General features: G+C 65.3%; 24 protein-coding genes. 18 read left to right on the forward strand and 6 right to left on the reverse strand.

The window, feature by feature from the left end; genetic code table 11:
• Window positions 1–13 precede the first annotated feature (13 nt).
• From ssuC to BLW05_RS00900, 8 genes are all read left to right on the forward strand, one after another.
• On the forward strand, window positions 14–853 hold the full coding sequence (ssuC, locus tag BLW05_RS00865) for an aliphatic sulfonate ABC transporter permease SsuC (protein ID WP_093158518.1): 840 nt from the start codon (window positions 14–16) through the stop codon (window positions 851–853).
• Between the two features lie 13 nt (window positions 854–866).
• A complete protein-coding gene (locus tag BLW05_RS00870; RefSeq protein WP_093158521.1) occupies window positions 867–1697 on the forward strand; it encodes an ATP-binding cassette domain-containing protein in 831 nt (276 codons plus the stop codon).
• A gap of 40 nt (window positions 1698–1737) precedes the next feature.
• Window positions 1738–1953, forward strand: a complete 216-nt coding sequence (locus BLW05_RS00875) for a TOBE domain-containing protein (RefSeq protein ID WP_007829250.1) — start codon at window positions 1738–1740, stop codon at window positions 1951–1953.
• 7 nt (window positions 1954–1960) lie between these two features.
• A complete protein-coding gene (locus BLW05_RS00880; protein WP_093160335.1) occupies window positions 1961–3004 on the forward strand; it encodes a methionine ABC transporter ATP-binding protein in 1044 nt (347 codons plus the stop codon).
• Entirely contained in the window at window positions 2997–3662 is a 666-nt protein-coding gene (locus BLW05_RS00885; protein WP_093158523.1) for a methionine ABC transporter permease, read from the forward strand. The genes BLW05_RS00880 and BLW05_RS00885 overlap by 8 nt, the downstream gene beginning before the upstream one ends.
• A 62-nt stretch (window positions 3663–3724) precedes the next feature.
• The gene (locus BLW05_RS00890; protein ID WP_093158526.1) at window positions 3725–4531 is read left to right on the forward strand and encodes a MetQ/NlpA family ABC transporter substrate-binding protein; all 807 of its coding nucleotides are present in this window, start codon (window positions 3725–3727) and stop codon (window positions 4529–4531) included.
• 109 nt (window positions 4532–4640) lie between these two features.
• A complete protein-coding gene (gene epsC / locus BLW05_RS00895) occupies window positions 4641–5555 on the forward strand; it encodes a serine O-acetyltransferase EpsC (RefSeq protein ID WP_093158528.1) in 915 nt (304 codons plus the stop codon).
• A 54-nt stretch (window positions 5556–5609) separates the two neighbouring features.
• Window positions 5610–6161 (forward strand): NADPH-dependent FMN reductase, encoded by a 552-nt coding sequence (locus tag BLW05_RS00900; RefSeq protein WP_093158531.1) that lies wholly within the window; start codon window positions 5610–5612, stop codon window positions 6159–6161.
• A 66-nt stretch (window positions 6162–6227) separates the two neighbouring features.
• Here the strand turns inward: BLW05_RS00900 and BLW05_RS00905 are convergent, their stop codons facing one another.
• The gene (locus tag BLW05_RS00905; RefSeq protein ID WP_093158533.1) at window positions 6228–6875 is read right to left on the reverse strand and encodes an FMN-dependent NADH-azoreductase; all 648 of its coding nucleotides are present in this window, start codon (window positions 6873–6875) and stop codon (window positions 6228–6230) included.
• Window positions 6876–7005: 130 nt separating this feature from the next.
• On the opposite strand from BLW05_RS00905, the gene BLW05_RS00910 reads away from it, so the two are divergent.
• From BLW05_RS00910 to BLW05_RS00945, 8 genes are all read left to right on the forward strand, one after another.
• Window positions 7006–7923 carry a LysR family transcriptional regulator gene (locus BLW05_RS00910; RefSeq protein ID WP_093160338.1) on the forward strand — a complete coding sequence of 306 codons (918 nt, stop codon included), beginning with the start codon at window positions 7006–7008 and terminating at the stop codon, window positions 7921–7923.
• A 111-nt stretch (window positions 7924–8034) separates the two neighbouring features.
• Window positions 8035–8622, forward strand: a complete 588-nt coding sequence (locus BLW05_RS00915) for an RBBP9/YdeN family alpha/beta hydrolase (protein ID WP_093158536.1) — start codon at window positions 8035–8037, stop codon at window positions 8620–8622.
• Window positions 8619–9623, forward strand: coding sequence for a sulfate ABC transporter substrate-binding protein (locus tag BLW05_RS00920; RefSeq protein WP_093158538.1), 1005 nt, complete (start codon window positions 8619–8621; stop codon window positions 9621–9623). Before BLW05_RS00915 ends, BLW05_RS00920 begins: the two co-directional genes overlap by 4 nt.
• A gap of 85 nt (window positions 9624–9708) precedes the next feature.
• Window positions 9709–10602: a sulfate ABC transporter permease subunit CysT gene (cysT, locus tag BLW05_RS00925; protein ID WP_093158541.1), complete on the forward strand. Its 894-nt coding sequence runs from the start codon at window positions 9709–9711 to the stop codon at window positions 10600–10602.
• Complete coding sequence (cysW, locus tag BLW05_RS00930; RefSeq protein WP_093158543.1) at window positions 10599–11498, forward strand: sulfate ABC transporter permease subunit CysW; 900 nt, start codon at window positions 10599–10601, stop codon at window positions 11496–11498. Before cysT ends, cysW begins: the two co-directional genes overlap by 4 nt.
• 13 nt (window positions 11499–11511) lie before the next feature.
• Window positions 11512–12606 (forward strand): sulfate/molybdate ABC transporter ATP-binding protein, encoded by a 1095-nt coding sequence (locus tag BLW05_RS00935; RefSeq protein WP_093158546.1) that lies wholly within the window; start codon window positions 11512–11514, stop codon window positions 12604–12606.
• Window positions 12603–13103, forward strand: a complete 501-nt coding sequence (locus tag BLW05_RS00940; RefSeq protein WP_093158548.1) for a disulfide bond formation protein B — start codon at window positions 12603–12605, stop codon at window positions 13101–13103. The genes BLW05_RS00935 and BLW05_RS00940 overlap by 4 nt, the downstream gene beginning before the upstream one ends.
• Before the next feature lie 251 nt (window positions 13104–13354).
• A complete protein-coding gene (locus BLW05_RS00945) occupies window positions 13355–14410 on the forward strand; it encodes an AraC family transcriptional regulator (RefSeq protein ID WP_177142527.1) in 1056 nt (351 codons plus the stop codon).
• A 44-nt stretch (window positions 14411–14454) separates the two neighbouring features.
• Here the strand turns inward: BLW05_RS00945 and BLW05_RS00950 are convergent, their stop codons facing one another.
• The 5 genes from BLW05_RS00950 to BLW05_RS00970 all read right to left on the reverse strand — a co-directional run bounded on the left by BLW05_RS00950 (window position 14455) and on the right by BLW05_RS00970 (window position 18898).
• Entirely contained in the window at window positions 14455–14829 is a 375-nt protein-coding gene (locus tag BLW05_RS00950) for a LysR family transcriptional regulator (RefSeq protein WP_093158553.1), read from the reverse strand.
• A 118-nt stretch (window positions 14830–14947) separates the two neighbouring features.
• Window positions 14948–16243: a porin gene (locus tag BLW05_RS00955; protein WP_093158556.1), complete on the reverse strand. Its 1296-nt coding sequence runs from the start codon at window positions 16241–16243 to the stop codon at window positions 14948–14950.
• Between the two features lie 262 nt (window positions 16244–16505).
• Window positions 16506–17198 carry a P-loop NTPase family protein gene (locus tag BLW05_RS00960; protein ID WP_093158558.1) on the reverse strand — a complete coding sequence of 231 codons (693 nt, stop codon included), beginning with the start codon at window positions 17196–17198 and terminating at the stop codon, window positions 16506–16508.
• A gap of 64 nt (window positions 17199–17262) precedes the next feature.
• A complete protein-coding gene (locus tag BLW05_RS00965) occupies window positions 17263–18558 on the reverse strand; it encodes an esterase/lipase family protein (protein ID WP_093158561.1) in 1296 nt (431 codons plus the stop codon).
• 10 nt (window positions 18559–18568) lie between these two features.
• Window positions 18569–18898 (reverse strand): hypothetical protein, encoded by a 330-nt coding sequence (locus tag BLW05_RS00970; RefSeq protein ID WP_256329948.1) that lies wholly within the window; start codon window positions 18896–18898, stop codon window positions 18569–18571.
• Window positions 18899–18994: 96 nt separating this feature from the next.
• On the opposite strand from BLW05_RS00970, the gene smc reads away from it, so the two are divergent.
• Window positions 18995–22510, forward strand: a complete 3516-nt coding sequence (gene smc / locus BLW05_RS00975; RefSeq protein WP_093158563.1) for a chromosome segregation protein SMC — start codon at window positions 18995–18997, stop codon at window positions 22508–22510.
• Between the two features lie 55 nt (window positions 22511–22565).
• Window positions 22566–23663: a cell division protein ZipA C-terminal FtsZ-binding domain-containing protein gene (locus tag BLW05_RS00980; protein WP_093158566.1), complete on the forward strand. Its 1098-nt coding sequence runs from the start codon at window positions 22566–22568 to the stop codon at window positions 23661–23663.
• Window positions 23664–23674 lie beyond the last annotated feature (11 nt).

The raw sequence follows: 23674 nt of genomic DNA on the forward strand, positions 1-23674 counted from the left end.
ACAAAGGACCCCAATGACAGAACAAGTGCAAACACAGCCGCTGCCAACGCCGGTGCCGTCGCTGAACGGCGCGAAGGCATTCGGTGTGTCGGTGGCGAAGCGACTCGTCCCGTGGCTGGTGCCGGTGGGCCTGATCGTGGCGTGGCAGATCGCGTCCTCGCTCGGCTGGCTTTCGACCCGCGTGCTGCCGGCGCCCATCGACGTGGTGAAGGCCGCGTGGAATCTCGCCGTCTCCGGCGAGCTGTGGACCCATGTGAAGGTGAGCGCCGGGCGCGCCCTCGGCGGCCTCGCGATTGGCGGCGGGCTTGGGCTGGGGCTGGGACTGCTCACCGGTTCGATCCGCTTCTTCGAGACGCTGCTGGATTCGAGCATCCAGATGGTGCGCAACATCCCGGCGCTGGCGCTGATCCCGCTGGTGATCCTGTGGTTCGGCATCGACGAGTCGGCCAAGCTGTTCCTGATCTCGGTGTCGGTGTTCTTTCCGATCTACCTGAACACCTTCCACGGCATCCGCAACGTCGATCCGCAACTGATCGAGATGGGCCGCACCTACGGGCTCTCGCGCTGGCAGCTCTACAAGGAGGTGATCCTGCCGGGCGCGACCTCGTCGATCCTCGTGGGCCTGCGCTTCTCGCTCGGGCTGATGTGGGTGATCCTGATCGTGGCCGAGACCATCTCCGCGCAGTCGGGCATCGGCTATCTGACGATGAACGCGCGCGAGTTCCTCCAGACCGACATCGTGCTCGTGGGCATCCTGCTCTACGCACTGCTCGGCAAGCTGGCCGACCTGTTCGCCCGGGCGCTGGAGCGCTGGTGGCTGCGCTGGCATCCGGGCTACCAAACCGCAAAGTGAGGAAGAGAAGACCATGAGTGCCATCCCCCAGACCGCGCAGCGCGAGGCCGAGGTGCCCGGCGGCGTACGCCTCGACATCCGCGGCCTGTCCAAGCGCTACGGCGAACGCGAGGTGCTGCGCAATACCCAGCTCGCGGTCGAGCCCGGCCAGTTCATCGCGATCGTGGGCCGCAGCGGCTGCGGCAAGAGCACCTTGCTGCGCCTCGTCGCGGGACTCGAGCAGGGGTCCGAAGGTGCCCTCTACACCGACGGCAAGGCGGTCGACGGCCTGCACGACGACACGCGGATCATGTTCCAGGAAGCGCGCCTCTTGCCGTGGCGGCGCGTGCTCGACAACGTGACGCTGGGCTTGCCGGCCGAGCACCGGGCGCGCGGCGCCGAGGTGCTCGCGCAGGTCGGACTCGCGGAGCGCAAGGACGAGTGGCCCGCGCGCCTTTCGGGCGGCCAGCGCCAGCGCGTGGCGCTTGCGCGTGCACTGGTGCATCACCCGAGGCTGCTGCTGCTCGACGAACCGCTGGGCGCGCTCGATGCGTTGACGCGCATCGAGATGCATCGGCTCATCGAGAGCCTCTGGCAGCGTCACCGCTTTACCGCGCTGCTGGTCACGCACGATGTGCAGGAGGCCGTCGCGCTGGCGGACCGCGTGATCCTCATCGAGGACGGGCGCATCGCGCTTGACGAGAACATCGCGCTCGCGCGGCCTCGCTCACAGGGCGATCCGGCTTTCGCCGCGATCGAGAAACGCATCCTGGATCGCGTGCTGCAGAAGCCCGATGAGGCAGAGCCCGCCAACGACACGCGGTGGGCCGACGGTCCTGCCCACGTTCTTCGCTGGGCGATCTGACCCGCCCGTTTCATTCATCCCAACCCAAAAGGAGTTCTTCATGTCCATCCAAGCCATCAACGTCCGCAACCAGTTCAAGGGCAAGGTCCGCGAAATCATCCGCGGCGATGTCGTCTCCGAAGTCGACGTCGAGACCGCGTGGGGCATCGTGACCTCGGTCATCACCACGCGCTCGGTCGACGAGCTGCAACTCAAGGTCGGATCCGACGTGGTTGCGCTGGTGAAGTCGACCGAGGTGTCGATCGCCAAGCTTTAAAATGGGGATGATCCAACTCTCTGACATTCACCAGATTTATGACGGCCCGAACGGGTCGGTCGAAGCCCTCAAGGGAATCGACCTGACGGTGGCGCCGGGCGAAGTGTTCGGCGTGATCGGGCGCAGCGGGGCGGGCAAGAGCTCGCTGGTGCGCACCATCAATCTTCTCAATCGTCCCGTGCGCGGCAGCGTGCGCGTGGACGGGCGCGAGCTCACTGCGCTCAATGAGGCCGAACTGCGCGCCGCGCGCCAGGGGATCGGCATGATCTTCCAGCACTTCAACCTGCTGGCCTCCCGCACCGTCTACGAGAACGTGGCGCTGCCGCTCGAACTCGCGGGCCTGCGTCCGTCGGACATCCGCGGCCGCGTCGAACCCCTGCTCGAACTGGTGGGCCTGACCGGCCTGCGCGACCGCTATCCGGCGCAGATCAGCGGCGGCCAGAAGCAGCGCGTGGGCATTGCGCGTGCACTCGCCAACCGGCCGAAGGTGCTGCTGTCGGATGAGGCGACCTCGGCGCTCGATCCCGAGACCACGCGTTCGATCCTCGCGCTGCTGCAGCAGATCAACCGCGAGTTCGGCCTGACGGTCGTGCTCATCACGCATGAGATGCAGGTCATCAAGCAGCTCGCGCAACAGGTCGCGGTGATCGACCATGGGCGCATCGTGGAGCAGGGCGCCGTGCTCGATGTCTTCACTCGGCCGCAGCACGAGACGACGCGCAGCCTGCTCGATGACATCGCACCGCAGGAACTGCCTGAAAGCGTGCTGGCGCGCATTCGCACGCTGATGAAGAGCGGCAGCAGCGGGGCGCCGCAACTCTTGCGACTGGCTTTCGCGGGCGACGATGCTGCCGACCAGCCGCTGCTCTCGCAGGTGATCCGCCGCTTCGGCATCGACCTGTCGATCGTGCATGGGCAGGTCGACGAGATCCAGGGGCGGCCTTTCGGCTCGCTCGCCGTGCTGGCACGCGGCGCGGGCGAATCGGTGGCATCGGCCGTCGCCTATCTGCGCGGCGCCGGCGTGGCGGTGCAGGAGGTGGCGCATGTTTGACGTCTTCACCGGCCCCATGCTGGAACTCTTCGCGACTTCGCTGTGGGAAACCATCGTGATGGTCGGCATCTCGGGCCTGATCGGCGCGGCGGTCGGCGTGCCGCTCGGCGTGTACCTGCATCTCACGGACACCGGCGGCGTGCTCGAGAACCGGCCGGCCAACCGCATCGTGGGTGCCATCGTCAATGCGGTGCGCTCCACGCCTTTCATCATCCTGCTGGTGGCGATCATTCCGTTCACGCGCTTGTTGACGGGCTCGTCGATCGGGACCGCGGCGGCCGTGGTGCCCTTGAGCATCGCCGCCGCGCCCTTCGTTGCGCGGCTGGTCGAGACCTCCCTGCGCGAAGTCGATCGCGGCCTCGTCGAGGCGGCGCAGGCCATGGGCGCGACCACGCGCCAGATCGTCTGGAAGGTGCTGCTGCCCGAAGCCTTGCCCGGCATCGTGGCGGGCGTGACGATCTCCTTCGTGAGCCTCACGGGCTACTCCGCGATGGCGGGCGCCATCGGCGGCGGTGGCCTGGGCGACCTGGGCATCCGCTATGGCTACCAGCGCTTTCTGCCCGAAGTGATGCTGGCTGTGGTGATCGTGCTGATCCTGTTTGTGCAGGCGCTGCAAAGCGGCGGCGACTGGCTGGTGCGCAGGCTCAGCCACAAGTGATCCGATTTTTTCTCCCTGGACCCACCGGTCTTTCTTTCTCTCTCCCACAAGGAACACGTTTCATGTCTTCATCCAAACGCAAGCTTCTCCAGTCGATCGTCGCGCTGGCGATCACGTCGGGCTTTGCGGCCGTGCCGGCATTCGCACAGGACAAGCCGATCAAGGTCGGCGTCACCGGCGGCCCGCACGCGCAGATCTTCGAGCAGGTCAAGAAGGTTGCCGAGAAGGACGGCCTCAAGATCCAGATCGTCGAGTTCAGCGACTACGTGCAGCCGAACGCCGCGCTGGCCGCCGGCGATCTCGACGCCAACAGCTACCAGCACAAGCCTTACCTCGACCAGCAGGTCAAGGACCGCAACTACAAGCTCGTGGACGTGGCCTACACGGTCAACTTCCCGATCGGCATCTATTCGAAGAAGGTCAAGAGCCTGAAGGACCTGAAGGACGGCGCGCGCGTCGGCATCCCGAACGACCCGACCAACGGCGGCCGCGTGCTGCTGGTGTTCCAGGACCAGGGCCTGATCAAGCTCAGGCCCGAGGCCGGTCTCAAGGCCACGCCGCTCGACGTGATCGAGAACCCGAAGAAGATCAAGTTCGTCGAAGTCGATGCCGCCCAGTTGCCGCGCTCGCTCGACGACCTGGATGCCGCGGGCATCAACACCAACTTCGCGCTGTCGGCCGGCCTCAACCCGGGCAAGGACGCGATCGCGAAAGAAGGCGCGAAAAGCCCCTACGTGAACATTCTGGTCGTGCGCGAGCAGGACAAGAGCAAGCCCTGGGTCGCCAAGCTGGTGAAGGCCTATCACTCGGAAGAGGTGCGCAACTACATCCAGAACGAATTCAAGGGTTCGGTGCTGGCCAGCTGGTAAGCCTCGCGCGAAGTTGCCGCCGGGGCGGGCGGGTTTCGTGTAGAAACCCGCTCGAGGTGGGGTTTTGCGCGATGGTGCATGGTCAGACCCCACGACCCGGAGGAATGGCATGTCTTTGTTCGATGTGAGCGACATCGTTGCCGCGCTGCATGCGGCACGCGACGAATGGCGCGATGCCCAGAAACGATCGCGCGAGCCCGGCAGCCGCGAATTCCCCTCGCGGGAAGCGCTGGCCGATATCGTCGATTCGCTCAAGGGGGCGCTCTTCCCGATGCGCCTCGGTCCGCCCGATCTTCGTCGCGAGAGCGAGGACTTCTACGTGGGCTATACGCTCGACGCGGCGTTGCAGTCGCTGTGGACGCAGGCCCGCCTGGAACTTCGCTACACCTCGCGCCACGACCCGCGCCCGCCCGAAGCGATCGATGAACAGGCCACCGAGGCCGTTCGCGAATTCGCGGCCGCACTGCCGGGCATTCGCCGCTTGCTCGACGGCGATGTGCTGGCCGCCTACCAGGGCGACCCCGCGGCACGCAGCGTGGATGAAGTGCTGCTGTGCTATCCGGGCATCCTCGCGATGATTCATCACCGGCTCGCGCACCAGCTTTACGGCCTGGGCCTGCCGCTGCTTGCGCGCATCGTGGCCGAGCTCGCGCACAGCGTGACGGGCATCGACCTCCACCCCGGCGCGAAGATCGATGCGGGCTTCTTCATCGATCACGGCACCGGCGTCGTGATCGGCGAGACGGCCGTGATCGGCAAGCGCGTGCGCATCTACCAGGCCGTCACGTTAGGCGCCAAGCGCTTTCCGACCGATGCCGAAGGCAATCTCCAGAAAGGGCAGCCGCGCCACCCGATCGTGGAGGACGACGTGGTCATCTACGCCGGCGCAACCATCCTGGGCCGCGTCACGCTGGGCAAAGGGGCGACCATCGGCGGCAACGTGTGGATCACCGACGATGTGCCGCCCGGCGCCAGCGTGTCGCAGGCGAGCCTTCAGAACGCGCCGCGCAGGACGGCGGCATGAGCCGCACAATCCACCCCTCACGACTTCCTTCAACCCGCACCACAAGGAGTTTCCATGGCCCAGAAAAAGATTGCCGTCGTCATCGGCAGCCTGCGCAAGGATTCGCTGAATCACAAGCTCGCGCTGGCGATTGCGCATCTCGCGCCCTCGGACTTCACGTTCGAGCATGTCCGCATCGATGACCTGCCGCTCTACAACCAGGACCAGGACGGCAACCAGGCGCCCGCGGTCAAGCGGCTCAAGACCGAGATCGCGGCCGCGGACGGTGTGCTGTTCGTGACGCCGGAATACAACCGGGCGATTCCGGGTGTGCTCAAGAACGCGATCGACAACGCATCGCGGCCTTACGGGCAAAGCGCGTGGGCGGGCAAGCCGGCCGGTGTGATCGGGATCTCCATCGGCCAGATCGGCACCGCCGTCGCCCAGCAGCAGCTGCGCGCGGTGCTGGCCTATCTGGACATGCCGACGCTCGGGCAGCCCGAAGTCTTCCTGCAGAACAAGGAGGGGCTCTTCGACGACAAGGGCCATGTGGCCGAAGGCAGCAAGCAGTTCCTGCAGGGTTGGGTCGACAAGTACGTGGCCTGGGTCAACGACCACTCCAAGTAATCGACAGACGAAGAAAAGGGCGGGTACCCGATGGGGTACCCGCCCTTTTTCTTTGGGTCCGCCGGATCAGGCGGCCAGGGTGGCTTGATCCTGGTTGGCGGCCTTGCCGGTCGCCGCAGCGATGTCGGCGCGTGCGGCGGTAAAGGCAGCTGCCTTGGCGGCGTCACCCATGCCGACGCCTTCCGCGCGCACGAAGCGCACGTCGGTGATGCCGAAGAAACCGAAGATCACCTTCAGGTAGCTTTCCTGGTGCTCCATGGCCTGACCGCCTTCGCTGGTCGAGTACATGCCGCCGCGGGTGGAAGCCACGATCACCGTCTTGCCGCCGGCGAGGCCGACCGGGCCCTTGTCGGTGTACTTGAAGGTGCGGCCGGTCTGGGCGAGGCGGTCGATCCATGCCTTGAGCTGGGTCGGCACCGTGAAGTTGTAGAGCGGCGCGCCGATGACGATCACGTCGGAGGCGAGGAACTGGCTCACCAGGCGCTCGGACACCTCGTTTTCGCGGCGCTGGGCTTCGGTCGGTTCGGCCGGGACGCCCACCTTGATACCGAGCGCATCGGCGCTGAAGTGGTTCGGCGTGTCCACCGCGAGGTCGAGATAGTCGACCTTGGTGTGAGGGTGGTTCTTGCGCCATTCGGCCACGATCTCGGCCGTGAGTTGGCGCGAGACGGAGTTGGTGCCCAGGACGCTGGAGTCGACGTGCAGCAGTTTCATGATCGATGGTCTTTCTTGAACAGGGCCGGCACGGAAATCGGTCGGCGTGGGAAGAATTCTATTTTTGAAGCGATTTGCTGATAAGTCGGTAAAAATGGTCTAAATCGTTCCACTGATAGGACAATTGACCATGCAAGACCTGAACGACATGGTGTTCTTCGCCGAAGTCGCCGAGCGCGGCGGCTTCGCGGCGGCGAGCCGCGCGCTCGGCATTCCAAAATCGCGGTTGTCACGGCGCGTCGCGGACCTCGAGACGCAACTGGGCGTGCAGCTGATGCAGCGAAGCACGCGGCGCCTCTCGCTGACGCCGGCCGGCGAGATTTTCCTGAAGCACTGCGCGGCAATGCGCGACGCTGCACAGGCCGCTTCCGAAGCCGTGGCCCAGGTGCAGACCGAGCCGCGCGGCACGGTGCGGCTGAGTTGCCCGGTCACGCTCGCACAGGGCAGCGTCGGGCCCTTGCTGCCGCGCTTCATGGCGCGTTTTCCTGCTGTACGTGTCGAGATGCGGGTGCTCAATCGGCCGGTCGATCCGGTCGAGGAGGGCGTCGATCTCGCCTTGCGCGTGCGGCCTGAGATCGAGGACAGTGCCACGCTGGTCGCGAAGACCTTCGGCATCAGCCGCGGAATCCTGGTCGCGAGCCCCGACCTGCTGCGCAGGCAGGGTCCGGTGCAGACGCCGCCGGATCTGGGAAGGCTGGACACCGTCACGATGTCCACCGGCGACGGCCGCGCCAACTGGCGGCTCGAAGGCCCGGCCGGCAAGGTGGTGGTCCACACCCATGTGCCGCGCTACGTCGCGGACGATCTGCTGACGCTGAAGTTCGCGGTGGTGCAGGGCACAGGCGCCTCGGTCCTGCCCGACTACATGTGCCGGGCCGAACTCAAGGCCGGCACTCTGGTGGAGGTCCTGCCGGGTTGGGGGCCGGCGCCGGGCATCACCCACGCCATGTTCCCGGCCCGGCGGGCGCTGGTGCCGGCGGTGCGGCAGCTCATCGATTTCCTGGTCGAGAACCTGGACCGCGAAGAGCCGCACGACTACGTGATCTGATTGCTTATGCGAAAAACGTCATATTCAAACAATCAGATATTCGTTTGCCTTTGAAGGAAGGCTTCGGAGAATCGCCGGTTCCCCATCCACCGAGAGCGAGCAAGAGGAACCATGGCCCACGTGGCAAAGCCGACCATCATCATCGTGCCGGGCTGGCGCGATTCCGGTCCCGGCCACTGGCAGAGCCTGTGGGCCGAGCGGATGCAGGGCGCGGTCCGCGTCGCGCAGGACGACTGGATCACTCCGCGCCGCGAGGCCTGGGTGGCGTCGCTCGAAAAGCTCGTGCTCGGAAGCCCCCAGCCGGTGGTCATCGTTGCGCACAGCCTCGGTTGCATCGCGACCACGCATCTCTCCGACACGGCCGCGGCACGGATCAGCGGTGCGCTGCTGGTCGCGCCGGCCGACCCGGAACGCCGCGCGGTGCTTTCCGATTTCGCGCCGGTCCCGTACGCGAAGCTGCCGTACCGCAGCATCGTCGTGGCCAGCAGCAACGACCCCTATTGCCCGGTGCGCCTCGCTGGCGCCTATGCCCGCGCCTGGGGGAGCGAATTCGTTCGCATGCAGAATGCCGGGCACATCAACATCGAATCCGGCCACGGTGACTGGCCGCTCGGCCTTGCGCTGCTGCAATCGTTGACGGACGAGCCGTTTCCTCTCCTGGACGGCCGCAAGAATCTGGAACCTCTGGCAACCCTATGACTTCAAGAATCAAGACCCTCATCGGCGCATTCGCGCTGGCCGCCGCCGGCATCGCGTCGGCGCAGCCGACGACCCTGCTCAACGTGTCGTATGACGTGGCGCGCGAGTTCTACAAGGACTACAACACGGCCTTCGCGGCTTACTACAAGAAGACCACCGGCAAGGACGTGAAGATCGACCAGTCGCACGCCGGCTCCAGCGCGCAGGCGCGCTCGGTGGCCGACGGTCTCGATGCCGACGTGGTGACGATGAACACCAGCACCGACATCGATTTCCTCGCCAACGCCGGCGTGGTCGCGAAGGACTGGCCCAAGCGCTTCCCGTACAACGCATCGCCGACCACTTCGACCATGCTGTTCCTCACCCGCAACGGCAACCCGAAGGGCATCAAGGACTGGGATGACCTGGTCAAGCCCGGCGTCCAGGTGGTGATCGTGAACCCGAAGACCGGCGGCAATGGCCGCTATGCGTACCTCGCGGCATGGGGCTATGTGAAGAAGAAGGGCGGTACCGACGCCCAGGCGGCCGAGTTCGTCGGCAAGCTGTTCAAGAACGTGCCGGTGCTCGCGCGCGGTGGCCGTGATGCGACGACTGCGTTCCTGCAGCGCAACATCGGCGACGTGCTGATCACCTTCGAATCGGAAGTGGTCTCGATCGACCGCGAGTTCGGCGCAGGCAAGGTCGATGCGGTCTATCCCTCGATCAGCATCCTGGCCGAGAACCCGGTGGCCGTGGTCGAGCGCACGGTCAACAAGCGTGGTTCGGGCGACCTGGCCAAGGCCTACCTCGACTACCTCTACTCCGACGAGGCGCAGGAAATCGCGGCCAAGCATGCGCTGCGTCCGCGTTCCGAAGCCGTGCTCAAGAAGCACGCTGCGACCTTCAAGCCGCTGCAGCTCTTCACGGTGCAGGAGTTGTTCGGCAGCCTGGCGGAAGCGCAGAAGGTGCACTTCAACGACGGCGGGCAGTTCGACAAGATCTATACGCCTGGCGCGAAGTAATGAGCGCCGCGCTGAACCGCTTCGAGCAAGCGAACGCCCCCTCGGGGGGCAGCGATGACACGACAGTGCTGAGCGTGGGGGTCCGATGAGCGGCGCGGTTTCCTCGGCGCTGCCGTCTTCGGCGGCGGCGCCTGCGCGCACGGGCGGTATGGGTGTGTCCCGGCGCGTGCTGCCGGGCTTTCATCTGACGCTCGGCTATTCGCTGGTGTACCTCGGCCTGATCGTTCTGATTCCGTTGTCGGCGCTGGTCTTCAAGACTTTCGCGCTGACCTGGGATCAGTTCTGGGTGGCAGTCACCGCGCCGCGCGTGATGGCGTCGTACCGGCTGACCTTCGGCGCGTCGTTCATCGCGGCGCTGGTCAATCTCGTGTTCGGGCTGCTCGTGGCCTGGGTGCTGGTGCGCTACAAGTTTCCGGGCAAGCGCATCGTCGATGCGCTGGTCGATCTGCCCTTTGCGCTACCGACCGCGGTGGCCGGTATCTCGCTGACCGCGCTGCTCGCGGGCAACGGCTGGATCGGGCAGTACCTCGAGCCGCTGGGCATCAAGCTCGCGTTCACGCCGGCAGGCGTGGTGATCGCGCTCATCTTCATCGGCCTGCCTTTCGTGGTCCGTACGGTGCAGCCGGTGCTCGAAGACACCGAGAAAGAGCTGGAAGAAGCCGCGACCAGCCTCGGTGCGACACGCCTGCAGACCTTCACGAAGGTGATCCTGCCGTCGATCATGCCGGCGCTGCTCACCGGCTTTGCAATGGCTTTCGCGCGCGCGATCGGCGAGTACGGCTCCGTGATCTTCATCGCCGGCAACATGCCGATGATTTCCGAGATCACGCCGCTCATCATCATCGGCAAGCTCGAGCAGTACGACTTCGCGGGTGCCACCGCGGTGGCGCTGGTCATGCTCGTGATCTCGTTCGTCATGCTGCTGGTCATCAATGGCCTGCAGGCGTGGCAGCGTCGCCGTTCGGGAGCGCCGGTATGAACGCCTCTACGAAGACCGTCCGCCGCGCGCAGGCCGGCACGACCGAATCGCCATGGGTGCGCTGGACGCTGACGGCGATCGCGTTGCTCTTCATGCTGCTGTTCCTGGTGCTGCCGCTCGCGGCGGTCGCGACCGAGGCGCTGCGCAAGGGCTTCGGCGCCTACTTCGAAGCGCTCAAGGAGCCCGATGCATGGAGCGCGATCCGCCTGACGCTGTTGACCGCGGCAATCGCGGTGCCGTTGAACCTCGTCTTCGGTATTTGCGCCGCATGGGCGATCGCCAAGTTCGAGTTCCGCGGCAAGGCGTTCCTGACCACGCTGGTCGACCTGCCGTTCGCCGTGTCGCCGGTGGTCGCGGGCCTGATCTACGTGCTGGTGTTCGGCGCACAGGGCTGGTTCGGGCCGTGGCTCGCGGAGCACGACATCAAGATCATCTTCGCGGTGCCGGGCATCGTGCTCGCGACGATCTTCGTGACCTTCCCGTTCATCGCGCGTGAGCTGATCCCGCTGATGCAGGCACAGGGCACCGATGAAGAGCAGGCGGCGATCGTGCTCGGCGCGACCGGCTGGCAGACCTTCTGGCGCGTGACCTTGCCCAACATCAAGTGGGGCCTGATCTACGGCGTGATCCTCTGCAACGCGCGGGCGATGGGCGAGTTCGGCGCGGTGTCGGTGGTCTCGGGGCACATCCGCGGCCAGACCAACACCATGCCGCTGCACGTCGAGGTGCTCTACAACGAATACCAGTCCGTCGCCGCCTTCGCAGTGGCTTCGCTGCTGGCCATCCTGGCGCTGGTCACGCTGGTGATCAAGTCCTTCGTCGAGTGGCGTCACGAGCGTGAAATGAAGGCGATTGCCGACCTGCCGCCCGAGCGTCCAACGCCGGCTGCGTCCTGAAGGAAAGGAAATCATGAGTATCGAAATCCGCAACGTCAGCAAGCGCTTCGGCGACTTCCATGCCCTGCGCGACGTGAGCCTGGATGTGTCGTCGGGCGAACTGATCGCGCTGCTCGGTCCCTCGGGCTGCGGCAAGACCACGCTGCTGCGCATCATCGCGGGACTCGAGACCGCAGACACCGGCAGCATCCTGTTCTCGGGCGAGGACACCACGGATGTGCACGTGCGCGAGCGCCAGGTCGGCTTCGTGTTCCAGCACTACGCGCTGTTCCGGCACATGTCTGTGTTCGAGAACGTGGCATTCGGCCTGCGCGTGAAGCCGCGCAGCCTCCGGCCCAGCGAGGCGCAGATCAAGGCCAAGGTGACCGATCTGCTGAAACTGGTGCAACTCGACTGGCTGGCGGACCGCTATCCCTCCCAGCTCTCGGGCGGCCAGCGGCAGCGCATTGCGCTGGCGCGTGCGCTCGCGGTGGAGCCGAAGGTGCTGCTGCTCGACGAGCCCTTCGGCGCGCTCGACGCCAAGGTGCGCAAGGAGCTTCGCCGTTGGCTGCGGCGCCTGCACGACGAACTGCACGTCACCAGCATTTTCGTCACGCACGACCAGGAGGAGGCGCTTGAAGTCGCCGACCGCGTGGTGCTGATGAACAGCGGCAAGGTGGAGCAAACGGGTTCACCGCAGGACGTGTGGGACCACCCGGCCAGTCCGTTCGTCTACGGCTTTCTCGGCGATGTGAACCTGTTCCACGGCCGGGCCCACGAGGGCGAAGTGCATGTCGAGGGCTTCCGGATCGATTCGCCCGAGCACCGCGACCTGCGCGACGGCAAGGCGCTGGCCTATGTGCGCCCGCACGATCTCGATGTCGTGCCGTACAAGCAAGGTATCTCCGGCATCGTGTCGACTTTGTCACGAGCGATCGTTGTCGGACCCATCGCGCGCCTGGAACTCGAACCCGTCGAATCGAATCCTGATAATCCGGGCTCCGGAACCATCATCGAGGCGCAACTCCCTGCGCAACAGTTCCGGGAACTGGGTCTTCGCGAGGGCGACACGGTCGTCGCCACGCCGCGCAAGGCCCGGGTGTTCGTAGAGGACTGGGTATCACCTTGATCGATTGGTATTTCGGCGCGCCGCGGCGTGCACTTGCGTTGATCTGTGTCGCATGCGTCGCCATGCTGGCGTTCGGCATGTACTTGCAGCATGTGGTGGGGCTCGAGCCGTGCCCGATGTGCATCGTTCAGCGCTATGCCCTCGTGCTCGTCGCACTGTTTGCGGGGGGGGCCGCCATGAGCCGACGCAGGGGCCTGCAGATCACGGGCTCGCTGCTCGGCCTCGTCATGGCTGTCGGGGGTGCCTACACCGCCGCTCGACAAAGCTGGCTGCAATGGCACCCGCCGGAAGTCGTTTCCTGCGGCCGTGACATCTACGGAATGATCGAGATGTTCCCGCTGCAGCGCGCGGTCCCGATGATCTTCCGCGGTGCGGGGGACTGCACCAAGATCGACTGGACCTTCCTCGGCCTGTCGATCGCGAACTGGTCGTTCCTTGCGTTCAGCGTTTTCGCGGTGTTGCTGCTGGTTCTGGTGTTCCGTCGCGGAACCCGCTGATTTCGGCGCTTCGGTTTCCAGCTCCAGGCAAGAGTTTTCGCCTGAGTGGTCCGACGTTCCCTCGTGTTCCTGGGGCAGGGCGCAAGGCGCAGGGCGGTAAATTTGACCTGTCAAATAACACGCTCTGGCAAGTCCCTCGTCTCCCCACGATTCCATCGCAGCTCGTCATGCCGAAGCATGGCTTGAGCTTTGCTTCCCTCGGGTCGCTTTGATGGCTGATGGGCTGCCAGGCCAGCCCCCGCTGTCACCTCATGAACATCAACGCCACGGGCGAGGTTTACCTCCCGTTCGCGCATCCCGTCTACATCCGAAGCGTCCTTGACTGCCTGAACAGCCGCGGCGTGCGGCCCTCGGCCGTCCTCGAGCGGGCCGGCCTCGCCTGGCACGATCTGCACGACGAAAAGCAGATGGTCGACTTCGCGGTCTTTCGCCGCTTTGTCGCACATGCGATCGAGGCCAGCGGTGAGCCCGCGCTGGGCTTGATGGCAGGATCGATGCTCCAGCCGTATCACAGCCCCGTCGGCATCGCCGTCGTGAGCAGCGAAACGCTGGGCAAGGGCCTTCAGTTTCTCAGCCGTCATTCCAGGTTGATCTTCGGAAGCCTGGAGTTCCATCTCGAAACCGGTCCGAGGCTGAGCACGCTGAGGGTCAGACCGACGCGCCCGCTGTTCGAAACGCTCGTCTTCGTGATGCAGTCGATCGTCGGTGCATATTGCCGCCTGTTGGAAGCAATCCTGGGTCGCCCGGCGGATGAGCTCGCGGTGGGGCTTCCGTATTCCCATCCCTCCGGCAACGACGTGCCGTGCTTGCGCTACGTGCGAAAGGCGGTGTTCGAGCAAGAGCACCTGACGCTCCAGCTGCCATCCGAATTGCTCGATCTGCCTTGTGCCTCGGCCGATGCCAAGGTATTTCTCGACGCCGCGCAGGCCTGTCAGAGGCTGGAGTCGGAAATGCGGCATGGCGGCTTCGTCCAGCGCGTGCGCACGGCGTTGCTCGACCGGCTGATGACCAATCCCGATGTCGCCGAACTGGCGTCCTGCCTGGGGATCTCTGCCCGCACGCTGGTGCGCAGGCTCGGCGAGGTCGGCGCGACGTTCTCTGACATCAAGGACGACCTGCGCAAGACGCATGCGGCCTGGTATCTGCAGCACACGGAGCTGCCGGTCGAATCGATCGCCTCGCAACTCGGCTATGCGGACCCCGCCAGCTTCGGGCGCAAGTTCAAGAGCTGGTATCAGGTCGCGCCGAGCAAGATGCGGCAGGCATTGCGCGGCGGACTGGAGTGGAGCGGGGCGGCCGCTCGATAGGGAAATCGAACGGCGGCGAAGGGCCGCACGTCCTGACATCGGCCCTAGGTCGCGGCCGGCTCCATGGAAGACGACGCAGCCGTGCGGCTGTCTTTTCGATCTCGCGACGATTCCTTCTTGGTCGTCGCAACGAATTTGATCGTCTCGTTCACATGCGAGACGAATTCAAGACACCGCTCCCGCAATGCAGCGCCGCGGCCAGTCAATTCCACCTTGCGCGTCGTGCGTTGGATCAATGGCGTTTCCAGCATCGATTCAAGCCGTGCAATGCTGCGACTGACGCTCGATTTGTGGATTTTCAATGCGTCGGCGGCCAGTGAAAAACTGGCGAGCGAGGCCACGTATGCAAAGACGCGGAGATCATTCAGATCGATCAATTCATCCGCGGTATGAATGGACAGGATATTGTTGTTCGGCATTTCAAAAACTCCCTGGCCGGACTTTCTTATTGGAGATTTGCCGGCAATGCGAAAAAGGCCGCCCGGCTTTCGCCGGGACAGCCTTCAGGTTCACACCTGTTTCGAGACGGTAATCCGATCAGAAGGTGTGGCGGATGCCGATGTCGTAGCCAGTCGACGTCTTCGGCGTCAGGGCAGCAGCTTCGGCGGTGCTGAAGGTGGGCTTGTACTGCGTGACGAAGTTGGGTCCACCCACGGTCAGGCCTGCACCGTCCTTGTTGCTGATGCGCGCCACCGACGCGTACAACGCAGTGCGCTTCGACAGGTTGTGCACGTAGCCGATCGCAAACTTGTTGGCCTTCGGATCCGGGTTGGACACGAGCGGGTTGGCGATCGGATCGAAAGCTGCGCCCGGGTTAACCAGCGCCGCGGGTTCGTCGAGGTCGTACTTGACCGACGAGTAGGACACGCGGATGAGACCCGCACCGACCGGCACGGTCGCGCCGACCAGCCAACCCTTCACCGAGGGTTCGTTGAACGAGCGGAAGCCGTTGATCGGGTCGGTGATGTCGACGATCGGGTTGCTGTCCGACACCTTGTACTTGGCCTGCGAGTACTCGCCGAACAGCTTGACGGGACCGAAGTCGTACGAAGCGCCGAGGTTCCAGGTGTTGACCTTGCTGGTCAGGCCGTCATAGAAGTCGTCACCCACGGTGGACGAGCCGTACGAAGCTGCAACATCCAGAGGTCCGGTTGCATAGCCGAAGCGCCCGCCGACGTAGCCCCCGGTGCGCGAGTTGTTGAGCTCGTGGGGGGTGGCATCGCCGGGGCTGTACTTGGCTTGCTCGTGGAACGAGTACATCAGCTGGCCGTAGAAACCACCAAGATTCGGAGGCAGGAAGTAGCCCACCGAGTTGCTGGCGCGGTCATAGTTCGTGTTGCCCTTGTATCCGTTGTTGGCCGAGTAGACCAGGCTGGTGCCCACGCCGTTGGTGCCGAAGGGATCGAACACGGTGTCGTTCCAATACGTAGGGGTGTAGTCGCGGCCGAGGCGGACTTCACCGAACGGGCCCGACAGGCTTACCGTCGTGCGACGATTGAAGAGCATGCCATCCTTGCCGGCGGTGCCTTGGTCATTGCCAAGGCCGGCTTCCAGCCAGAAGCTGGCAGCCATGCCACCGCCCAGATCTTCCGTACCACGGAAGCCCAGACGGCTGGCGTTGTAGCCGGAATTGCCCAGTCCCGTGCGGCTGGTCGTCACGTGACCGACGTTGAGATATTCGGGGTTGGTCAGGGTGGGGAAGTTCTTGTCTTCCGCCTTGTTCGAATAGCCGCTGATCGAGGCATCCAGGACGCCGAATAGTGTGACAGACGATTGAGCCGAGGCGGTGCCGATGGCGGCCAGAGCGGCCAGGGCGACCAGAGTTTTTTTCATTGCAAATTACTCCAAGGTTAAACATAGGGCACCGGTTTTCACCGGGCCCGGCCAACCTCCTTTTGGGAAGTTGGTGTGATTCCATCAGAGCGATTTGCGAATGGCTGGCGCGATCCTGCTGAATTGCGCCACGATCCTGCAGGATCGACGCGCCTAATTAAGTGACGCGTTGTGGGATTGCGACAGGGTTGTCCAATAGAGCCGGATTCAACTGTCTATTTGCGCAATCGCATTGTTGCGAAATTGCGCAATGCGCGAGTCGTCAAAGCGGCAGCGTGTCGAACGCCGCATAGGCTGTTGCCAGCCAGGTCTTCACGCGCTGGCGTTCCAGCAGGCCGAGCGCACGCGGGCCTTCGCGGTCGTTGACAGCTTTCCAGAAGCTGGTGTTGTGCGCATCGATCTTCCGCATGCTCGCTTCATGCAGGCGTGGCAGGGTCACCACGCGCGCGCCGTGCGCGGTCGCCTTGGCCAGCGATTGCGATCCAAGCAGCATGCCGAAGTCGCTGCCGCGGCCGTAGTTCTGCACCACGATGTAGTTGGGCCGGTTGCCGAAGGTGTCGATCAGGACGCCGAGCAGGTCGGTGGAGTCCTTGCCATCGTCGAGTACATGCCAGAAGTTCACCGACACGCCCAGTTCGGCGAAGACGTCGAAAAGGTCCGACTCCTTGATCCAGCGCGCAAGCGGCGCCAGCGTCTGGGCGGCGAGGTCCACGATGACGTTCTGCTGCGGGTTGTGCTCGAAGCCGTTCACCACGGTGTCGAGACCCTCGAAGCTGTCCACCACCACCTGCGACGCAAAGCCTTCGTAGAAGCGGGTGAAGGAGCTGTGCGAGCGATCGGTGTCGAAGCCCACGAAAGGCCGGCTGTGATCGATGAAATACTGCGCCAGCACGCGCGCTGTCACCGATTTGCCGACACCGCCCTTTTCACCGCCGATGAAGTTGAGGGAGCTCATGAAGGTTCCTGCAGAGTGGGAATGGATGAGTGCGAAGCATTCTATGGGCCAGCCCCGCGTGGCTTCATCTCGATCCCGACCAGTGCCCGAGTTCGTCCTTCATGCGTGCCTGCAGCACGTCGATCATGGCGTCGGACGCCAGGATGGAGGTGTGGTCCTCGTCGAATCCGAAGATGAAATTGGCGCGCGACTGGAGTTCGGGCGGCAGCATGCTGCGCATCGACACGACCCCGTCGTTGTTGCCCGAGGCGAAGCTGGACCGGCCACCGTAGCCGAAGAACAGGGTGTAGCGAATGTCGGGCGGTCGGCGAACGACGGTGAGTTCGCTCAGGTACGCTGAGCCGGGCGCCATGTCGAGCCACGAAGCCGGTACGCGCGTGGGGCCGATGTCGGCCCATCGAGCACCTTCCTGTCCAAGCCAGGGCGTGGAGATCGTGATCACATGATGGACCGGCGGCTCGCGGCCTTCGCGCAGGATGATGTTCAACGCGCCGCGCGCGACCAGGCCGCCCATGCTGTGCGCCACCACGATGCTGGTCGGGAAGCCGTGGCGGAAGTGCAGTTCGTCGACCGCGTTGTTCAGCATCATGGCCGACAGCCCGATCGAGAAGCCGCTGGGGTAGTAGAAGACCCAGGGCTGGAATCTTGTGCGGTCGAGTTTCTCGATCACGTGCTCCCAGTCGCGCGGAGACCCGCCGATGCCGTGCACGAAGATCACCGGCACCCGCTGCGGGTCGTAGGGTTCGAGCATGAACAGGCCGGATCGCCCCTCTTCGAGGAACCGAAAGGGTTGAAACATGCCTTCCCGGATGAGCGGCGGGGAGAACCGCTTTTCGCTGATGCTGGCCTCGGAGCCGAATTCCTGGCGCCGGCGTTGCACCAGGGCGGCGTACGCCTCGGCCGGGAACACCGGCAGCGCGCCGGCCGGCGCACTGGAGGGAATCCTGATGTGACCCAGCCCGGTCGCTGCGGTCGGCGGATCGTTGACCGCGTCGATGCTCAAGGCCGTTCCCTCGTAGTCCACGCCGGGTTCGCCGGGTTGGCGAGTCATGTCCCCATTGATGTCTTCGAACGCCAGGATCCGGTACTTGGCCGGCGCGCCGGCCAGGTGGTAGACGCCGCGGCTTCGGGGTACGACTTCGAGAAAGACCGGCGTCGGTGTCGCGTCCACCTCGTAGAGCACGACCACGATCGGACCGCGGGCCTCTTTCTCCGTCTCGACGATTCCGGTGAAGTACATCGAGTTGTCCAGCCGCCGCATCTGCCGGTCGGCCTGCAGGAGCGAACAACCGGCTGCCAGGGCGCAGAGCACGAGCATCGCGAGCCATCGAACGCGCAATGGAGCCTCGGCATCCGGCATGGGTGACCTCCTAGTTCCTGGGCAACATCGAGAAGAACGGACCGAGGTTTCCGAGAATCCAGTTCTGACTGAAGTCCAGCGCGGCCCGACGGTATTTCTCGTCGGCCTGCGCGGCGAGCAGATCGAGTCGCGCGACCACTTTCGACAGTTCGCGATCGACCAGCAGGTTCCGGCCCCGGTCGCTGATTTCAGTCGCAAGCAGCAGCGGTTGTCCATCCGGACCATCCTTGGAGCTGATGAGCCAGAGCGAGATCTCGCGCAGGTCAGGGGCAGCCAGGCAAGACGTCGGACGAAGAGGGAAATCGAGGGGCAAGCGGGACGGGGCACGCATGGCCCGCACGTTATCATCCCGGCCTCGGGTGGCGGCCGCGCCCGCGGGTGCCGGCCAGTGAAATTTCCCTTATAAATCAACACCTTGGCATAGGGCCGACCTGTCGTGCGTCTTAACTCCATCAAGCTGTCCGGCTTCAAGTCGTTCGCCGAACCCACGAATTTTCTGCTTCCCGGCCAGCTCGTCGGCGTCGTCGGCCCCAACGGCTGCGGCAAGTCGAACATCATGGACGCGGTGCGCTGGGTGCTCGGCGAATCGCGCGCGTCCGAGCTGCGTGGCGAGTCGATGCAGGACGTGATCTTCAACGGCACGACCACGCGCAAGCAGGCGAGCCGTTCGAGCGTCGAACTGGTCTTCGACAACGCCGACCACCGCGCCGGCGGCCAGTGGTCGCAGTTCGCCGAGATCGCGGTCAAGCGCGTGCTGACCCGTGACGGCAATTCGAGCTACTACATCAACAACCAGCCGGTGCGCCGCCGCGACGTGCAGGACGTGTTCCTCGGCACCGGCCTCGGCCCGCGCGCCTACGCGATCATCGGCCAGGGGACGATCAGCCGGATCATCGAATCCAAGCCCGAAGAGTTGCGCCTCTTTCTCGAAGAGGCTGCGGGCGTCTCCAAGTACAAGGAACGCCGTCGCGAGACCGAGAACCGTCTCGGCGACACGCGCGAGAATCTCACCCGTGTCGAAGACATCCTGCGCGAGCTCAACAGCAACCTCGAGAAGCTCGAGAAGCAGGCTGAGGTCGCCGCGCGCTACAACACGCTGCAAGCCGATGCCACGCGCAAGCAGCACCAGCTCTGGTTCCTGAAGCGCGGCGAAAGCGACTCGGACCAGACCCGCATCAGGCTCGACGCCGAAAAGGCGCTCAACGACCTCGAATCACGCACCGCCGACCTGCGCCACGTCGAGGCGGAGCTCGAAACCATCCGCCAGGCGCACTATGCGTCGGGCGACCAGGTGAACCAGGCGCAAGGAAAGCTGTACGAAGCCAGCGCCGAGGTGGGCCGACTCGAGGGCGAGATCCGCTTCGTGGTCGAAGGACGCCAGCGCGTCGAGCAGCGCCTCGTGCAGTTGCGCGAGCAGATCGCGCAATGGAATGCGCGTCGCGAAGACGCCGAAGCCGAGATCGAAACCCTCGCCGGACAAGGTGTGAACGCCGAAGAGCAGGCCGAGCTGCTCGCCGCCCAGCTCGAAGAGCACGATGCGCGCATGCCCGAACTGGAAGACGCGCAGCAGCGCGCACAGAACGAGGCCAATGCGCAGCGCGCCGCGGTCGCGCAGGTGCAGCAGCAGATCCAGGTGCTGGCCGCCGACCAGCGAAATATCGAAGAGCAAAGCCGCCAGCTCAACCAGCGTGCCGAGCGGCTGCGCAGCGACCAGAACGCGCTTGCCGCGCCCGACGAAGCGCGTCTGCAAGACATGCAGGAGCAACTCGCCGCCGCGCAGGAAGCCTCTGCGGAAGCCGAAGCGCGCCTGCACGAGCTGCAGGATTCCGTCCCGCAACTCGACGAGGACCGCCGCAACCGCCAGCAGACGGTGAACACCGAAGGCGCGCGGCATGCGGAACTCGCGGCACGCCTCGAGGCGCTGAAGGCGCTGCAGGAAAAGGTCAAGACCGACGGCAAGCTTGCGCCCTGGCTCGCCAAGCACGGACTCGAAAGCCTGCACGGCCTGTGGAGCCGCATCCACATCGAGCAGGGCTGGGAAAACGCCCTCGAAGCCGCGCTTCGCGAGCGCCTTGGCGCGCTCGAAGTCAGCCGGCTCGACATGGTGCGCGCTTTCGGAAACGACGCGCCGCCGGCCAAGCTCGCTTTCTATACGCCGCCATCGGCCGCCGCGCCGCAGGGCGAGGGCGCATTGCCAAGGCTTGCTGCACTGCTTCGCCTCAGCGACGCCGGTCAGCAGGCACTGCTCGAAGAGTGGCTGCACGGCTGCTTCACCGCACAGACGCTCGAGGAGGCGCTGGCGCAGCGCGAGCAGCTCAAGGCCGGGCAGGTCATCTACGTCAAGAGCGGCCATGCGGTCACTGCGCACAGCGTGAGCTTCTATGCGCAGGATTCCGAGCAGGCCGGCCTGCTCGCGCGCCAGCAGGAAATGGAAAACCTGGAGCGCCAGCTGCGCGCGCAGACGCTGATCGCGGAAGAGTCGCGCACTGCGCTCTCACGCGCCGAAGCGGCGTATGCCGATGCGGCGCAACGGCTCGTCACCGCGCGCCGCGAGGCGGCCGACACGCAATCGCGTGCGCATGAACTGCAGGTCGAGACCCTGCGCCTCACGCAGCTGGCCGAACAGACCCGCGCGCGCAGCGAGCAGCTCTCGAGCGATCTCGGCGAAGTCACCGCGCAGCTCGAAGAACTGCAGGAACGCCGCATTACGGCCGAGTCGCGCTTCGAAGAGCTCGACATGCAGCTCGCCGACAGCCAGGAGCGCCACGCGCAGCTCGACGAACGCGTGATCGAAGCTGGACGTGTGCTCGCAGCGAGTCGCGAACAGCACCGCAGCCTCGAACGCCAGGCGCAGGAAGCCACCTTCGCGCAGCGGACGCTCGAAGCCCGCCGCGCCGAACTCAGCCGCGCCATCGAGACGGCTTCGCAGCAGACCACCTCGCTTGCCGATGAAGACGAACGCGCGCGCGCCGAACTGGGGCGTCTGTCGGATGCCGCAGCGCAAGCCGGCCTGCAGGACGCCCTGTCGGTCAAGCTCGAACGCGAGGCCGCGCTGGGCGCGGCGCGCAGCCAGTACGACGACCTCACGCTCAAGCTGCGCGCGAGCGACGAGCGCCGGCTCCAGCTCGAACGCGGACTCGATCCGCTTCGCCAGCGCATCACCGAGTTCCAGCTCAAGGAGCAGGCAGCGCGCCTGGGCTTCGAGCAGTACCAGCAGTTGCTGGCCGATGCCCAGGCCGACCTCGAAGCGATCGCGCAGTCGATCGAAACCGACAAGGTACGTCTCGCCGGCCTGCAAGGCGAGATCGACCGGCTCAACCGTGAAGTGGTCGCGCTCGGGGCGGTCAACCTCGCGGCCCTCGACGAACTCGCGGTGGCGCGCGAGCGCAAGACCTTCCTCGACTCGCAGTCGGCCGACCTCAACGAGGCCATCGGCACGCTCGAAGACGCGATCCGCAAGATCGACGGCGAGACGCGCGAGCTGCTCGGCGGCACCTTCAAGACCGTCAACGAGCACTTCAGCCGGATGTTCCCGGAGCTGTTCGGCGGCGGCAACGCCAAGCTCATGATGACCGGCGACGAGATCCTCGACTCCGGCGTGCAGGTCATGGCGCAGCCGCCAGGCAAGAAGAACCAGACCATTCACCTGCTTTCGGGCGGCGAAAAGGCGCTCACGGCCATTGCACTCGTGTTCGCGATCTTCCAGCTCAACCCGGCACCGTTCTGCCTGCTGGACGAAGTGGATGCGCCGCTCGACGATGCCAACACCGAGCGTTACGCCAAACTCGTGACGTCCATGAGCCGTGAGACCCAGTTCCTCTTCATCAGCCACAACAAGATCGCGATGGAAATGGCCGAGCAGCTCATCGGCGTGACGATGCAGGAACAGGGTGTCTCGCGGATCGTCGCGGTGGACATGGAGTCGGCCGTTTCGATGGTCGAGGCTGCATGAGCCGCCGGGTCGCCCCAAGGCGAATCCCGAAGCGCCGCTGCGCGAGGGCAGTCCAATGAGCAGCCTGACTGTCGCGCTCGCCATCCTCGGCGGGCTTACCCTGGCCGCGGTGGTGGGCTACAACGCATGGACCTCGCACCGCAACGCCCCGCGTCAGCCGGACGCGCGGAACACGCAGCCTCCCGAGGCGGAGGACGACGCGCCGCAGGAAGACCGCGAGCCGGTTCTCCACGTCGATCCGCACCGTGCTGCCGGCACCGAGCGGCACGAACCGCTGTTCGACCCGGCGCTCCCCGCACCGAGCGCGCTGCCCGTGCCATCGGCCGAGCGCCGCGGGGGCCTCGATCCGCTGATCGACGTGATCGCGCCGATCTCCCTCGAAGGGCTGGCTTCGGGTGACGCGGCGATTGCCGCCATGCCGGCCACGCGCCGGGCCGGCAGCAAGCCGGTGGCGGTCGAGGGACTCAACGAACACACGGGCGCGTGGGAACCTGCGGTGCCGGGCCAGCGCTACAGCGCTTTCCAGGTCGGCGTGCAGCTCGCCAATCGCACCGGTGCACTCAACGAGATCGAGTACTCGGAATTCGTCGTCAAGGCGCAGGCCTTTGCGGATGCGGTGAACGGCGCACTGGAGTTTCCGGAAATGCTTGACGAAGTCGCCCGGGCGCGCGAGCTCGACCAGTTCGCCAGCTCGCATGACGCGCAGCTGAGTTTCGTGCTGCGCGCGCGGCACGCGGCGTGGAGTCCCGGCTACGTTCAGCAGAACGCCTCGCGCCTGGGGTTCGTGCCGGGCATGATCCCGGGGCGCATGGTGCTGCCGGCGGCCGAACTGGGCCTGCCGCCGATTCTCGGTCTGTCGTTCGACACGCAGGCCGCGCTGGCCGACGATCCGGCGCAATCGGCGATCCGCCAGCTGTCGATCAGCCTCGACGTGCCGCAGGTCGACCGCGAGGAAAAGCCCTTCGAGCGGATGCGCAATGCCGCTTCGGCCCTGGCGCACGACATGGACGGTATCGTGACCGACAGCGACGGCCAGCTGCTGCGCGGCGAGACCATGGACGCGATCGGCGTCGATCTCGAACAGCTTTACGACACCCTTGACGCGCGTGACCTGTCGGCGGGTTCGCCGCTGGCACGTCGTCTGTTCAGTTGACGCCGCTCTTC

The organism is Variovorax sp. YR216 (assembly GCF_900107745.1).
In the GTDB taxonomy this organism is placed as follows: Bacteria; Pseudomonadota; Gammaproteobacteria; order Burkholderiales; family Burkholderiaceae_C; genus Variovorax.

Coding starts and splice junctions, on each gene's coding strand:
- BLW05_RS00980 (WP_093158566.1), top strand. CDS start 22,566: ATGAGCAGCCTGACTGTCGCGCTCGCCATCCTCGGCGGGCTTACCCTG.
- BLW05_RS00950 (WP_093158553.1), bottom strand. CDS start 14,829: ATGCCGAACAACAATATCCTGTCCATTCATACCGCGGATGAATTGATC.
- ssuC (WP_093158518.1), top strand. CDS start 14: ATGACAGAACAAGTGCAAACACAGCCGCTGCCAACGCCGGTGCCGTCG.
- BLW05_RS00875 (WP_007829250.1), top strand. CDS start 1,738: ATGTCCATCCAAGCCATCAACGTCCGCAACCAGTTCAAGGGCAAGGTC.
- cysW (WP_093158543.1), top strand. CDS start 10,599: ATGAACGCCTCTACGAAGACCGTCCGCCGCGCGCAGGCCGGCACGACC.
- BLW05_RS00900 (WP_093158531.1), top strand. CDS start 5,610: ATGGCCCAGAAAAAGATTGCCGTCGTCATCGGCAGCCTGCGCAAGGAT.
- cysT (WP_093158541.1), top strand. CDS start 9,709: ATGAGCGGCGCGGTTTCCTCGGCGCTGCCGTCTTCGGCGGCGGCGCCT.
- BLW05_RS00880 (WP_093160335.1), top strand. CDS start 1,961: ATGATCCAACTCTCTGACATTCACCAGATTTATGACGGCCCGAACGGG.
- BLW05_RS00910 (WP_093160338.1), top strand. CDS start 7,006: ATGCAAGACCTGAACGACATGGTGTTCTTCGCCGAAGTCGCCGAGCGC.
- BLW05_RS00955 (WP_093158556.1), bottom strand. CDS start 16,243: ATGAAAAAAACTCTGGTCGCCCTGGCCGCTCTGGCCGCCATCGGCACC.
- BLW05_RS00965 (WP_093158561.1), bottom strand. CDS start 18,558: ATGCCGGATGCCGAGGCTCCATTGCGCGTTCGATGGCTCGCGATGCTC.
- BLW05_RS00920 (WP_093158538.1), top strand. CDS start 8,619: ATGACTTCAAGAATCAAGACCCTCATCGGCGCATTCGCGCTGGCCGCC.
- epsC (WP_093158528.1), top strand. CDS start 4,641: ATGTCTTTGTTCGATGTGAGCGACATCGTTGCCGCGCTGCATGCGGCA.
- BLW05_RS00945 (WP_177142527.1), top strand. CDS start 13,355: ATGAACATCAACGCCACGGGCGAGGTTTACCTCCCGTTCGCGCATCCC.
- BLW05_RS00915 (WP_093158536.1), top strand. CDS start 8,035: ATGGCCCACGTGGCAAAGCCGACCATCATCATCGTGCCGGGCTGGCGC.
- BLW05_RS00935 (WP_093158546.1), top strand. CDS start 11,512: ATGAGTATCGAAATCCGCAACGTCAGCAAGCGCTTCGGCGACTTCCAT.
- BLW05_RS00885 (WP_093158523.1), top strand. CDS start 2,997: ATGTTTGACGTCTTCACCGGCCCCATGCTGGAACTCTTCGCGACTTCG.
- BLW05_RS00870 (WP_093158521.1), top strand. CDS start 867: ATGAGTGCCATCCCCCAGACCGCGCAGCGCGAGGCCGAGGTGCCCGGC.
- BLW05_RS00905 (WP_093158533.1), bottom strand. CDS start 6,875: ATGAAACTGCTGCACGTCGACTCCAGCGTCCTGGGCACCAACTCCGTC.
- BLW05_RS00890 (WP_093158526.1), top strand. CDS start 3,725: ATGTCTTCATCCAAACGCAAGCTTCTCCAGTCGATCGTCGCGCTGGCG.
- BLW05_RS00960 (WP_093158558.1), bottom strand. CDS start 17,198: ATGAGCTCCCTCAACTTCATCGGCGGTGAAAAGGGCGGTGTCGGCAAA.